Annotated in this window: 9 protein-coding genes; all 9 read left to right on the forward strand. The window is 44.1% G+C overall.

Annotated features, from left to right (window positions below; genetic code table 11):
* The first annotated feature begins 120 nt into the window (after positions 1 to 120).
* The 9 genes from ACY8DX_RS02965 (at position 121) to ACY8DX_RS03005 (ending at position 13,673) form a co-directional block, all read left to right on the forward strand.
* A complete protein-coding gene (locus ACY8DX_RS02965) occupies positions 121 to 1,425 on the forward strand; it encodes a DUF7281 domain-containing protein (RefSeq protein WP_049672179.1) in 1,305 nt (434 codons plus the stop codon).
* Positions 1,410 to 2,825: a hypothetical protein gene (locus ACY8DX_RS02970; RefSeq protein ID WP_049672178.1), complete on the forward strand. Its 1,416-nt coding sequence runs from the start codon at positions 1,410 to 1,412 to the stop codon at positions 2,823 to 2,825. Before ACY8DX_RS02965 ends, ACY8DX_RS02970 begins: the two co-directional genes overlap by 16 nt.
* The gene (locus ACY8DX_RS02975) at positions 2,806 to 3,498 is read left to right on the forward strand and encodes a hypothetical protein (protein WP_049673051.1); all 693 of its coding nucleotides are present in this window, start codon (positions 2,806 to 2,808) and stop codon (positions 3,496 to 3,498) included. Before ACY8DX_RS02970 ends, ACY8DX_RS02975 begins: the two co-directional genes overlap by 20 nt.
* Positions 3,495 to 6,710, forward strand: a complete 3,216-nt coding sequence (locus ACY8DX_RS02980; protein WP_462406176.1) for a chromosome segregation protein SMC — start codon at positions 3,495 to 3,497, stop codon at positions 6,708 to 6,710. Before ACY8DX_RS02975 ends, ACY8DX_RS02980 begins: the two co-directional genes overlap by 4 nt.
* A 257-nt stretch (positions 6,711 to 6,967) precedes the next feature.
* A complete protein-coding gene (locus ACY8DX_RS02985; protein WP_462406177.1) occupies positions 6,968 to 7,843 on the forward strand; it encodes a hypothetical protein in 876 nt (291 codons plus the stop codon).
* Between the two features lie 236 nt (positions 7,844 to 8,079).
* Complete coding sequence (locus ACY8DX_RS02990) at positions 8,080 to 9,756, forward strand: long-chain fatty acid--CoA ligase (protein WP_049672175.1); 1,677 nt, start codon at positions 8,080 to 8,082, stop codon at positions 9,754 to 9,756.
* A 174-nt stretch (positions 9,757 to 9,930) separates the two neighbouring features.
* Positions 9,931 to 10,227 (forward strand): hypothetical protein, encoded by a 297-nt coding sequence (locus ACY8DX_RS02995; protein ID WP_049672174.1) that lies wholly within the window; start codon positions 9,931 to 9,933, stop codon positions 10,225 to 10,227.
* 416 nt (positions 10,228 to 10,643) lie between these two features.
* Positions 10,644 to 11,216, forward strand: coding sequence for an HD domain-containing protein (locus tag ACY8DX_RS03000; protein WP_049673050.1), 573 nt, complete (start codon positions 10,644 to 10,646; stop codon positions 11,214 to 11,216).
* 96 nt (positions 11,217 to 11,312) lie between these two features.
* Positions 11,313 to 13,673 (forward strand): polyprenyl synthetase family protein, encoded by a 2,361-nt coding sequence (locus tag ACY8DX_RS03005; protein ID WP_462406178.1) that lies wholly within the window; start codon positions 11,313 to 11,315, stop codon positions 13,671 to 13,673.
* Positions 13,674 to 13,968 lie beyond the last annotated feature (295 nt).

The following is a 13,968-nucleotide window of genomic DNA, read 5'->3' on the forward strand; positions in this document are numbered from 1 at the left end:
ATTCACTTAGTTAAGCAGCAGCTGATAAAATCATATCATTCTACACTAACAGACCAAACTAGAGATTAGCCGAAACTTTGTTAAGATAGTCATATAGTGAATAATAATGAGGGAAAAATTATGATACGTGTTGAAGAAATTGATTATATAAAAGAATGGGTGTTAAAGAAAGGCGAAGAACTGGAGGTTCCATATACAAGCAATCGTTCGGATGGATTGATGTATGTGAATGTGATTAAGCATACGCAAAGAACATACCGCATTACTGGAGTATTGACTATTTCGGCAAGTGAACCTTCCTTTACGGAGGTTGATAAGAACTTGTTGCAGTTTGGATTCACTCCTAGAAAGAAGGTGAGTCTTCCGGACAATGATCAGACATTGAAATGGCTGCGTGAGGGATTCATCATAAAAGAGATTCGTTTTAAGAAGGATGGCAGAACCCCGGACTCTCAGCATTATAGAATGGGATATCGACTATTTGCCTATTCAGAGAATGAGAAGCGTAAAAAAACTGAGGCTGCTGAGAAAGAATTATTAGCTTGGGTTGAAAAGGCGAAATTAGTGACTAGTTTGTCAATTCCCAGTCATAAGTCAATTGATTTACGTCGTTTAATAAAAGTAGTGGAAGATTTTTGCCATCAAACAGCCGCGGATATAAAAGTATCGGTCGGCTTTCCTTCGGGATGGACATTGGCGAAGAGGCTGCGCTTTCTTCATTTTTTAGTGGCATTCCTGCAATTATCCATAAAGCGAGAGCAGTTTGATTGGAAGGAGATCGGAGCCTCTTATTATCAAGAGATTGGCGGATCGAAGCGATTTGATCGTGATAAAAATGATTTTATCGAGCAATTGGAAGGGCTGGCAGAATGCCCACTTGTACGGCTGGGATTGACAAGCCTTGGGAGAATCACTCCCTTCTATTTCTCAGGGCCGCTCGTAGGCGGTTACTCGAGTTTCCAATATGGTCCAGTACATGCGCTAACCGACCTATCTATTTCGAGTGATGATTATAGGACAACGGCAAAAGCATTATGGCTTGTGGAGAACCGGGCGATTTTGACGAGGATGGCTTCCGAGGAGAATTTCCTGGAGGAAACGAATTCTTTAATCATGTGTGTGGACGGGCATTTACGTTCCTCTCATAAACAATGTATCTCACAGTTATTGGCTGGAAGCGACATTGACCAGGTGTTAATTTGGTGTGATTATGACCCGGATGGGCTTCAGATTGCGCATGAAATTTATGAGACGGTCAGTGATGCGAAGGGGAAAGAATTAAAATGGATTCAGCCGGACCAGCAGGTTTCGACAAGTCTGCTCGAATATGAGGGGTATATGCTTGCCTTTTTGGAGGAGAATCGAATGGAGCAAGAAGAGATGGCAGGAAGCAGGGAGGAGTGGGTAAAATGGCTGAATCATTGATATCGGTCTTTCAGGCGGATGAGTCACAGCCGGAAGTAATGCAATCGATGCAGGATATTGCCTCCCTATCAGGTGTCCTTAGTGATTTAAGTGCACAAAGCTCCTTTCAAACACCAAGGGAGATCATTCGATTCTTACGCATTATCCAATTAATTAATGAAGAAGCGCTCGGACTGGATGAGCCGATTGAGAATGCCGAGACCGTGTATTATCGTTATAAAAACCGCTATAAGGATGCCGAACCTCCCTCGAAGAAAAAGGTGAATCAGGTCATTGGGGTGTTGGTGAAATACAATTGGATTTCGAAGCAGTCACGGCGCATCCGCATGAGGGATACAGGGAAGCGGATGATGAATGCACTCATTCGCTTGGCTAATGATTCTCTTGCCTATTATATGCATGATGATATCGGACGTGCATTGTTTCAGGCAAGGCGTGACGCCGAATTGAGTGAGGCCTATGATGACCGCGGAATATCCGGCGGCAATAAGATTGCGAGTATGATCCGCAATGTCGAGAACGCGATTCAATTGTTAAAGGAACGCGAACTTGAGATGCTTGCGGACCGGAGTGCTCTTCCGCAGCTTGAATTAATTCATGAGTTGATGAAGGAGTTGGATGGGAAGCTGCAGGAGAGGATTGCGAGTTTTGCCACAGTGGAGGACAGCCTTGTCCTCACCGATTTGATGCAGCAGGGTACATCCGCCCTCGCCGAAGGCACGAATCAAAGCCTAGGGATGATTAATAAATACTTGAAGTTCACCCATATGCAAAAAACGCCCCTATCCTCCACGATCCAGCCGGAAAGGGTTCGCGAATTTATTCAGCAGATGTATAATCCCCCAGTGGAATCAGATATCCCGAATGTACATCAGCTGTTCAGCTTTATGGAACAAGGCCAGTATGAACAGGAGGCGATGGATGGGCTGTGGATTCCATTCAAAATAGCCGCACCGCTATCAGCCGAAGCCATAGATGAGGCGATTGATTATATTGAAACATATGAGCCAATCTCCGCCCCGATGGAAGAGACGGATGAAGAGATTGGGTATTTATCAGAGGAAATATCAGAGGAAGAAATAGATGGATTGATTGGGGAGACAGCTTGGGCGTTAACGAAATCAATGATTAAAACAGAAGCGGTTGAACACTTTTTTGAAAGCCATTCAGAAGCACCGATGGATCAGGTTATCGTTGAGACGACATCTGCTGAATGGGGAGATGCCATCAATGCGATGAATGCCATCGCAGCCTTAGTTGGGAGCAAGCAAGTGACGGTCAGCCAATCTGAGAAAACAGCCAGCAAGGCATATGAACGAGAATGGGAGTGGATGAATCGTGAAGACGGATCAAGGATTATCCGAAAACGACAAAAACAAGATGAATCAGATCATGAATGAGGGGGGACAAACGGAAGAATTTAACGCCAACCCGCTTAATGCCATGCAGGCTGTTAAAGGTGTTTTGACAGAAGAGGAGGAGATGGCCTTCATGAATATCCTGTTCTCCTCCACAGCCACGATACGGATGGGCAATTTTGGCCTCTCCCGTAAAGAGGTGGAGAGGCTGCTAGGATTGAAAGAACAAGATGAGCAGTTTTTCTCCTTCCTTACTAGGGTCAATCAAGCCATCAGCCGCTATATGAAGGTAATCTATGATGAGCGGCGTGATCAGGTAATCGTGATGATGCGGGTGCCGGCAAGGGCAGCCCGTAACACATTGTCAAAGGAGAGCTTGGCATTATTATTGTATATTTTTTATCAACAGGAAGTGCTGCAGCATGAGTTCACGCTATTCGACCAGCTGCTTGAATCGTTTGGGCATGAAACGATGAAGGCTAATCAGCGCATTTTGATGAACTTGGATACCTTAAAGAAAATTGGGGCAATTGAGGAATATGATAACCCCTCACAGGAGAAGGCTTATCAGTTGACGGCGATTGGCGCTCAAATGTTCTCTGATTCCTTCTTGCGGAGAACTGCGGAATTCAGCCAGTCCAATCAATTGAATAAAGAAGAAGTGCTCAAATTCTTCAAGCGATACAATCTGTATCCGAAAGGAGAAGACGAATGATTCCGTGGAGATTGAAATTTTCGGGGGTGCGGGATTATCCGCCGACTTTATTGGATTTGTCTGGTGAGGATGCGCATGTGATGATTACTGGTCCGAATGGGTCAGGAAAATCAACGATTACCTTTTGCATGGGCGCTGTGCTGTATTCCGCCAAGGTCGATATCGAGGGCTTGAAATCGAGAAATCTGGAAGCAAACCAAACATGGAAGGCCGCGATTTCCTTCTTGTTCAAAAATGAAGGCGCCAATAAGATTGATGCCCCGGACTATGTGGAATTTACGCTGAAAATTGTGCAGGAGCCAGGACAGCCAATCAAGAAAGAATACAGTATCTCAACTGGTGAGAATATCGATGAATGGGAAGAGGAGAAAAGATATACATCAGGCGATCGGTTTTATAATTTCACCTCTTATAAAAATGACCTGAAATATAAATATAAGGTCGACCCGGATCATTATTATTTGATTTGGTATCAGCAGGAAGTCAATCAATTCGCCGTCATGCACCCAGAGGAGCGGTTCCGGATATTCAGTGAGATGCACGGAATTGACAAAGTGCAGCGTGATTGGGAAGAAAGCATGGAAAAGGTGAAGGAAGCAGAGGAAACTTCACGTGCCTCAGAGACGAATGTGAAGCTGAAGAAGGCGGAGCTCGGGATGGCGAAAAACGCATTTGACCGCTATACCGACAATCAGAGACGTTTGTACGAAGGGGGGAAGCTGTATGCGCAGTCCTTGCTTGGCATGGAGGCCTCCTACCAGAAACAAGTCCGCGAATTGGCTGGTCAAGTTGAACAAACACATGAAGACATCCATGAGGAGAACGAAGAGCTTGCACGTATTCGTCTCGTTCAAGACCGTCTGGCTTGGGAATTGACTGATAGAAAAGAAATGCTTCAATCAAAGGAGGCTGAGCATGAACAGGAAGAGCGGATTTTGCAAGATATTAAGGACCAAATCAAGAGCATTCAAGTTAAAATCCATAACCTAGAAGATGAACTTGAGGACATCACAAAGAGAAAAAGTCAGATGACTCGTACAGAAGCAGAAGTGAAAGCCGAGCTTGAAAGGGTCAAGATCCGCCAGCAGGAGATTGAAGAAGCCTTGAAGCAAAAGGATTCTGAGCTGAACAAGGTGATGAACTGCTGGCAAGAGGGAGTTCAAGTAATTGCGGGTTTAGAGCAAGAAATTAAGCAGATTGATTCCTTGGAGACTATTCATAAGGCCCGTTTGGCTGAATATATGAGCAGCCACCATGTCCAAATGACGATTGATCAGTTGAACAGGACTATTTTGGACAATAGGGATCGGCATGATGTTCTGCGGAAGGAAAAGCTTGAGCTGCAAGCAGAATTGTCTTATTTGAAGGAAGGTCAAAACGTATCATATAGGCAGAGGGAATCACTTGCTTATTTCAAGGATAGAGGTGTACAGGCATTTCCGCTGTCAGCCCTTCTTGAAATGGAAGAACGGGTGAATCCTCGGGAGGAGCAGTTGTTTCAGGCAATCAAGTACACAGTCTTCTTCGATGGTCGAAAAGCGGTTCCGCCGAATGATTTGTACCATGTACCTTTATCCTTGGTTATCCCTGATCAAGTCCGGATGTCGTTGCCGAATGTTCCATTAAAGGTGAAAGGGGATCTCCGCGAATCGATGCTTCCTCATGCGATGAAGGCCCTCTGGTGGGTCGCCCAATTGTTTGAGGATGGGCTGCCAGAGATCAATGGCGGCATGCTAACAGACAGTTTAGGGATTCGCGGGCCACAGGAGAAGGAACGGCTTATCCTTAGTCAAAAAGCCATCCGTTTGCGCAAGCAGGAAGTAGAGAACCAAGTGGATGAACGGACAGATCTGATGAGAGAGCTTGATGCGAGCATTGCCGGAGATACTAAGTTATACCAGAAGCTGAATGGAATTATCCATCAAGTGAAAGAATCTGAAGCCTTCATGCTAGCTGAGCATGAGCATGCTCGCAAACGTGAACGATTGAAGGCACTTGTGCATGAACGAGATGAGTTGGAAGGGTTGCGTCGTCAGCATGAACAGAAGAAGCAGGTTTTGACGCGCAAGCAGATTGAGGACAAGCTCTATCAGGACCAATTGGAAGAAGAAGCGAGCTTTTACCTGGAATTAGGGAAGATGAAAGAGAAGTATGAAGAACTTCATCAATTAAACTTAAATTTGACGAACGAAAAGCGCCGAGAGAGGGAACAAAAACTGAAGCTTGAGCTTTTAGAAGAAGAGCTTGATAAGCTTGAACAAATCATCTCTAAGGCTGAAAAAGAAGCACGAAATGTAGCCGGGCAAATAGATGACTCCGCTCGGAAACTGGAATATTTGGCGGTACAGGCAGATAATCAGAAATCGGATCAGGATGCAGCCGAGTTTGGGCTGATGGATGTAAAACGAGAGCTGGAGGATTTGAAACAGGTTGCTCTTGCCATATATGAGGAAGCGGCTCAAAATGTTGATGAACATAATCTCTCTGCTCTCCCTGTCTTAAAAAGTGAACGGGAGAGCGGCAAGATTACATTTGACCTCGCACGAAATGAAGCTGGCATCGACCCAGCTGCTCCGCAGAACTATGAAACGGTGAAAAAGGAATATGAACGGTTTGAGAGTGAATACACCCGCACGAAGCTATTGCTCGAACAGGATAAGGAACGAATGGAAAAACTGAGGGATCAGCTTGAGACGACAATTAGCATGCGGGTCATTGAAATCCAGCAAAGGTTCAAGAACTATATGAGCCAGTTTCAGTTTGAAGGGGATATTAGCTGGGATAGCTTTGAAGACAGGCGGAAGCGAACTCACTTTCAGCTATTCATCAAGGCACGCAAGGAAGGGCACCGCGGGTCGCTGGAAGATGTGAGCGTGAAAGCGCGCGGCGGTAAGGTCGGCAAAGGAGTCTCTGGCGGTGAGGAATCACTCAGCTCTCTCTTATTTGCTCTCTGTCTCCTTCAAAACCTGCAAATCACGCCGGGCTTTATTATCTTAGATGAATTTGATAGCGCCCTAGATGAGAATCGCAAGGTGAAGGTTTTTGATTTGTATGAAAAAGAATTGCAGCGCAAGCTCATTATTTTAACGCCAAAGTCACATGAAAATGAGTATCTGAACCGTTTCTCAAAAGCATTCGTCGTTCGCCATGATCCGCGGATTCCTGAGAGCAGGGTCGCTGGGATTTTGAAGAAGGAACGAGTGGAGCATTAGTCGGAGCCTCCAGCTAAACAACGGGCCTGTTGATTACCAGGCCCGTTTTGAAAAGAGTGAGCTGCGTAGCATATTATATGTGGGTTTTCTGGCTGGAAATAAGCGAAAGTCCAATGGATATTAGCGAAACACTATTTTATGAACGAAACTGGAACGACGAAAACCAGTTTTAGAGATAGCCCTAATCTCCCGTAGTTACTCTTGCTGATTTTTGCAGCTATAATTTTACATATAAATAGATGAAGATAGGTGACAGCATGAAACCGAATGACAAGATAGCAGTAGATAATCAAAAAATATTTGCCCTTCTCAGCAATTATCTAAATAATGCGCCGGATTATGTGGAAAAGGATGAAATAGAGGAATTGGTGAAGTACGGGGTGCCCTATAAGCAGGCATTCGCGATGATTTTGGCTGCAGCTTTCGGGTTAGATATCGCAGATGACCAAGTTGATAGGGAATTCTATAATCGGTATTTCCCAAAGATATTTTTCCAGCTGGATACAGCGGAATATGCAGAGAATTCCTATTATCAGAATATAAAGATGCCATCAGTGAAAATAGGGAAGAGTGAGCTGAAGTATGAAAAGTATAAACCATTTGAGGGGTTTGTATGCAATGATATCGTCCGGACTTTAGATGGGCGGCAATATCCTCAGATTGGCTTCTTTACGGAGGAGTTCGCATATCCGGCTATCCTGGAGAATGGACGGATCTGGATGACAGTCACACCGAATGAGGTGGAGACCATGAAAGATGCGATTAAGAAAGCATATGGAAAGGTGCTGGCATACGGTCTTGGTCTTGGCTACTATGCCTATATGGTGTCTGAAAAGGATGAAGTGGACAGTATTACGATCGTTGAGAAGAACCGGGATATTATCCAGCTTTTCCAAACCTATCTGCTCCCGCAGTTTAGGCAGGCTGATAAGGTCCGAATCATTGAAGCAGATGCATTTGAGTATGCAAAGCAGGTGATGCCCGCTGAGGAATATGATTTTGTGTTTACTGATCTATGGCATGACGTATCGGACGGGATTGGAATGTATGAAGAGATGAAGCAGTATGAAAGGCTTTGTCCGAAGACTGAATTTTCCTATTGGATTGAGAAATCTATTTTGTGCTATTTATAATGAAAGGCTCGTCCATTAAGGGCGAGTCTTTTTATGATATTTCTCTTATCAGCCATATGTAATAGGACTGTTTCTTGATTAATCTGCTGAAATTTTAGTGGTATTGTCGAAATTTATCGGAAGAAAAATAGGGGTTGAAATGGGAATTAATGTATACTAGAAAATACTAAGTAGCATGTTTCTTACTATTATGTGAACGTGTCATTGGTATTTTATAAAAGCAGGAGGTTTTGCGAATGAATACATCTCATTATTCTGTATGGCCCAATCGGATGCCGAAGTTTTTGACAGTGCCGGAAAGTCCATTGTTCGATAATCTAGCCGTTACGGCAAAGAGGTACCCGAAGAAGACATGTCTTCATTATTATGGAGCATCTATGACGTATGAGGAAGTACTTCGAGAGGTAGAGACGCTTTCCTCTTATCTTCATCATGAGCTTCAGGTGAAACCAAAAGACCGAGTCATCTTATTTATGCAAAATTCCCCTCAATATGTCATTGCCTTTTATGCGATTCTGCGCGCACATGCGGTGGTCGTTCCAGTTAACCCAATGAATACAACCAACGAGCTGAAATTCTATATACAGGATTGCGAATGCAAGACAGCCATTGTCGGTCAGGAGCTTCACCAAGAAATCAGCCCTCTCCTTGAAAACACCTCACTTACTAATCTCATTATTACTGCCTATTCTGATTACCACACCTCAACAGATGATACTCTCCCCCCAGAGGTGAAAAATGCCCGAATTGCCTTTGATGATGAGAATCGGCATGGCTGGTCGGATATCATGCAGTCTAGCTTGCCGATTCCAGCGTTTGAGGGACATGCCGATGACATGGCGGTCATTCCGTATACTTCTGGAACAACAGGGCTTCCAAAGGGATGTGTTCATACAAACCGGACCATTCAGGCGAATGTGGTCAGTGCAGTCAATTGGCTGAATACATACTCTGATTCGGTTCATTTATCGGCTTTGCCATTTTTTCATGTAACTGGGATGCTCCATAGCATGCATGCACCTATTTATGCTGGAGCAGAGATGGTTATCCTCACACGCTGGAACAGGAATCATGCTGTTTCTTTTATTGAGAAATACCGTTGCTCGCACTGGATCAACATTAGCACTATGGTCATTGATTTTCTTTCGAACCCTTCTTTAGCTGATTATACTATTTCCAGTTTGTCCTGCATTGCTGGAGGAGGAGCTGCGCTGCCTGAAGCGGTCGGGGAAAAACTGTACAAGCTGACGGGTCTGCGCTTTGCGGAAGGATACGGTCTCTCTGAAACGATATCCCACACCCATTTCAATCCGATTGATCGGCCGAAGCTGCAATGTTTGGGAGTGCCTGCTTTTAATGTCGATGCTCGGATTGTGGAACCTACTACCTTTAAGGAGCTTGGTCCGCATGAAACAGGTGAGATTATTGTCAATGGACCGCAGGTGTTTACAGGATACTATAATCGGCCTGAGGAAACCGAGCAGGCTTTCATTCAGTTGGATGGCAAATCCTTCTTTCGTACAGGAGACATTGGTCATTTCGATGAGGAAGGCTATTACTTTATGGTTGACCGAGTGAAGCGGATGATCAATGCCTCGGGCTATAAAGTGTGGCCGACAGAAGTAGAGAGTTTATTGTACAAACACCCTTCTGTTGAGCAGGCATGTGTCGTTGGTGTCCCTGATCCGAAACGCGGAGAAAGTGTCAAAGCCTATATCATTTTGAGTGAGGAGGAGAAAGGGAAGGTTACTGAAGAGGAGATGGTTGAATGGGCTAAGACTCAAATGGCGGCCTATAAATATCCACGTACTATTGAGTTCAGGGATGCCTTCCCGATGACAGCAAGCGGTAAGATTCTATGGAGAAAGCTCCAGGATGAAGCAAGAAATCAAGAGAAGTTCATAAAGGGATGAATATGAAGAAATTAATGGGGGTTATTCTTGCCATGCACTGGCCAAATTCTGCCCGTGAATTTAAGGGGAAGCAGGTTTCTCCTTTTAAAGTCATACAGCTTCCTCTTTATATTTCTTCTTAAACTACATATACTAATCATAGGTATTTAGACGGTCGTGAAGGAGAAGAGGAAGATGTCGAATAACAAGGAATATGTGAACGTAAAGATAGATGTCGAACAATTACGTTACATGAATAGATTGCATCAGCTACTTTGTCAGCGTCTGGATATGGATTTACCGAAGGAGTATGAAATCCCTGAGATTGCGGTGGAGCAAGCTTTGTTTACGTATATAGACCAGTTGGAGAGATTTTATCGGCTGACAGGAGAGGACTGGGAGAAGTTTTATCAAAAATGGAGCGGTGTCCATGAGGTTCCGGAGAAATTGAAGGATTTCAAGGAAAGGATTAAAGGTTGGATTGACAAATGATAAAACAAAAACGGGCTAACTGCAGAAAGACCTGGTGAAATCCAGAGATTCTGTGGTTTTTTTGTTATATCAAAAAATAATATCGAAAATTTTTCACATATATAACATGTTTATTTGAAATGACTGATGGGAATTTAGTTATTGCAATATACAGATAAATGATGTTGCTTACATTTGCAAGGCTATACATATATTCATCAGGAGATTAAAGTGAGCTAATCCTTTATTAGTGGAAGTCACCTTTGATGAGATTCCTGAGGGCTTGAAACGTCTTGAGCGACATGAAGTCAAAGGAAGACTAGTTGCGAAGATTGATGATTGAGGGAATAATGGTGTAAAGGTGAAGCCCTTGGATTCAAGAAACGATTTTTTCTGAATGAGGGCTTTTTCTATGAAGAGGAGAGAGGGTGTTTGGCATGAAAGAATCCATACAAGATATAGATGTTCGAGCTTGTCAATTTGCTGAAAAGGCTCATGCAGGGACTTATCGAAAGGGGACGAACATTCCCTATATGACGCATCTGGAGGAAACAGCGGATATTGTACGGACGTTAACTGATAATAAGAAAATTATTGCCGCTGCCTATCTCCATGATGTTCTAGAGGACACTAGCTGCACGGTATCCGATATTGAGGAGCAATTTGGCGTTGATGTGGCCCGGCTTGTTGAAAGCGAGACAGAAAACAAATATCATGGAAAGCCAAAGGGAGATACATGGAAAACGAGAAAGGAAGAAACAATCCATCATTTGCAGGATGCAAGTGTGGAAACAAAAATGATTACACTGGGCGATAAATTATCTAATATACGTTCAATCAAGCGGGACTATGAACAGATTGGGAATCAACTGTGGGAACGCTTCAATGTAAAGGATCCGCAAATGCATGCATGGTATTACCGTTCCGTCTGTGATTCTTTAAAAGAGCTTGAAGGCTACTCGGCGTGGAAGGAGCTTGACCGCTTAATTAAGGAAGTTTTTAACCAATGAATGGCGGCTGACTTCTTCCTGATGTATTCTGCCGTTATGATAAGAATAACGGCAATCAGAACAGCCAATCTAGATTGAAAAAGCCTTGATTTGATTATGAAGGAAGTTGTTATGATGAAAGAGACTCATTCAAGCTATCAATTAGCCGAGGTAAGAGCTGAACAATATTTTAAAAGATTAAGGACAGAGGTGCTTGAACGCCATTTCATTCCTGTGCTGACAGCCGATTTTTTAGAATGGAAGGAGAATCATGTGAATCTGCCCTTTTTAGCTGGTCCCAAAAAAGATCCGAGTATTGGTTATCGGCCATACTTGAAGTGGCTCGATTACACCGGAAAGCTGGATCCCTATTTACGCAGGAGTGCAGCTTATTTATATATGCGTGATCTTGGAAAGGCAATGGATACAGCTGAGGCGGAAGAAGAAATCGAGCAAACGGTGAGGCGCTTAAAAAAATATGTGGCCCATTCTACTGAAGAGAAGGCAGGAACCTTAAGCAGGGCTGAACTGTATCGATGGGGTGAGAAAGAAGGAATCGAGCTTAGCATCATTTGGCTGTTTTCTAAATTGAGCAGCGTGGCGGAACATATTCCAGACGAGCTGAACGCAGGTCATGCCCAGCGGAAGCTAATTAAAATTATCGCCGGGGTTGTGCTTCATGCCTACGATCAAATGGGTGAGGACATAGAGGAGGATGTTCGGGCGGTTAAGCTTGATGAAGCGATAAGACTGGGCTATGCCTATGGTCTTACCTATCCATTCGTAGATGATCTCCTTGACTCTAATTATTTGACAAACAAGGAGAAGGAGCAATATTCAGCCATGATTCGTACGGCCTTGCTCACTCGTGAAATTCCTGAGCTGGGGGAATGGCCGGAGGGGAAGAGGGAGATTCTTGCCTATATCCACTCAGAACTTTCAGAGGCCTTTACTTATATGAAAAATCATCAGTCACCTGAAGCTTTAAATACCTTTTTCTCAGAATCCTATGTCTTTTTTCATGCACAGGAGCTGGACCGTAATAAAGAATTGTCTCATGCAGATTACACAAATGAGGAACTTCTGATTCCCGTCATTCTGAAATCAGCCTCCTCAAGATTAATTGTTCGTTCGGTGATTGGCGCAGATGAAGATAAGGGTTTTGACGAGCGGACGTTTTACTACGGCATTTACAATCAGCTCGCAGATGATTTTACAGATTTATTTGATGATCTGCAAGCTGGAGCCGTTACTCCCTACACCTATTATTGGACCCATCATAAGGAACGGACCGATCTGGTTAATCCGTTTGAACTGTATTTCGCCGTCATCGCAAATTTGATTCACTATGTGTATTCCTCGAATGAATTGGCCAGGGAAGTCATTTTGGACAGAGCCATCAATGGACTGAAACGAAATAAAGTCCGGTTCGGGGCGGAAAAATACAAGGAGGTCATGGGCTTATTCGCAGCTGGGATGCCGGAATTTAACCGGCTTATTCAAAAGCTCGTCAAGAAGGCAGAAAATGTCGATTTCTTCGATAAACTGCTGCGTGACCATATGCTCGCCCAGCTGGAGAAAGATAGGACAGACCGTGAGACATTTTCTTCCCTCGCAAAGGAGCTGCGCGAAGAGATGAACAGCTTTCTTCCGCTTGGAGAGGATATTCAAAACGCGCTCCCAGAGGAAAGGACGCTGCGGGAAGCGGCCAACTACAGCCTGATGGCAGATGGGAAACGGATGCGGCCTGTTATCGCGTGGATGATGGGAATGGAGTTCGGTTTAAATAAGCAGGATTTGATACCAGTGCTGAAGTCTCTTGAATATATGCATACGGCCTCTTTAATCTTCGACGATCTTCCCTCACAGGATAATGCAGCAGCTCGCCGTGGACAGCCTGCTCTGCATATTGCCTATACGAATGCAATCGCTGAACTGACAGGAATCTTTCTTATCCAAAAGGCAACCTTAGAGCAGGCATCCATCCAGTCATTCAAACCGGAGGCCGTTCTCTCGCTCATTCAATATTCAGCGAATGCTGCGATGCAAATGTGCCGCGGGCAAGTCATTGACTTGGAGGAAAAGAAGGGCAGCGTGTCATTGGAAGAATTGAATAGCATGTGCTTTTATAAGACCGGTATTGGGTTTGAGGCAGCAGTTATGATGCCAGCTATCCTTGCGGAGGCTGATGAGGGTGAAAGGCAGGCTCTTAAACAATTTGCTCATCACGCCGGTATCGCCTTTCAAATAAAGGATGATCTGCTGGATACAGAGGGAAATTCGGAAGCTCTTGGAAAGCCTGCTGGCCAGGATGAAGAGAATGGACGCTCAACCTTTGTAACGGTCCTTGGAGTGGATGGTGCGAGAAAACAAATGTGGCATCATTACTGTGAGGCGATTGAAAGCTTGCCGGGAATCAATCGTAATACAGATTTTTTGAAGCATCTGCTGGATTATCTAATTAATCGTCAAAGATAATGAAGGGAGAGGCTGATCCTGGATGCTCAGGGTCAGCCTTTTTGTATGGATTATTAATCAGGGAAACTTCTGACAGAAAACAGACGGAAGCTATGGTCAACGCCTGTTTTCGCCCATCCTTCACATTTATCGCCCATACGTCAACCGCTTCGCCCTTAACCGAAGGGATTTCGCCCTTAAACTATGAAATAAGGTTGTTTTCTCATAAAAAGAAAGCCTCCTCCTTCTTTAAAGGTCCAAAATAGATAAACTAATGATCTTTTTTGATGAAAATCTTCCTTTTTCCATCTGAATT

Source organism: Gracilibacillus sp. Marseille-QA3620, from assembly GCF_054950035.1.

Bases quoted from the DNA above. Each gene is read 5' to 3' on its own strand.
- ACY8DX_RS02965 (WP_049672179.1), top strand. From the start codon at position 121: ATGATACGTGTTGAAGAAATTGATTATATAAAAGAATGGGTGTTAAAG.
- ACY8DX_RS02970 (WP_049672178.1), top strand. From the start codon at position 1,410: ATGGCTGAATCATTGATATCGGTCTTTCAGGCGGATGAGTCACAGCCG.
- ACY8DX_RS02975 (WP_049673051.1), top strand. From the start codon at position 2,806: ATGAATCAGATCATGAATGAGGGGGGACAAACGGAAGAATTTAACGCC.
- ACY8DX_RS02980 (WP_462406176.1), top strand. From the start codon at position 3,495: ATGATTCCGTGGAGATTGAAATTTTCGGGGGTGCGGGATTATCCGCCG.
- ACY8DX_RS02985 (WP_462406177.1), top strand. From the start codon at position 6,968: ATGAAACCGAATGACAAGATAGCAGTAGATAATCAAAAAATATTTGCC.
- ACY8DX_RS02990 (WP_049672175.1), top strand. From the start codon at position 8,080: ATGAATACATCTCATTATTCTGTATGGCCCAATCGGATGCCGAAGTTT.
- ACY8DX_RS02995 (WP_049672174.1), top strand. From the start codon at position 9,931: ATGTCGAATAACAAGGAATATGTGAACGTAAAGATAGATGTCGAACAA.
- ACY8DX_RS03000 (WP_049673050.1), top strand. From the start codon at position 10,644: ATGAAAGAATCCATACAAGATATAGATGTTCGAGCTTGTCAATTTGCT.
- ACY8DX_RS03005 (WP_462406178.1), top strand. From the start codon at position 11,313: ATGAAGGAAGTTGTTATGATGAAAGAGACTCATTCAAGCTATCAATTA.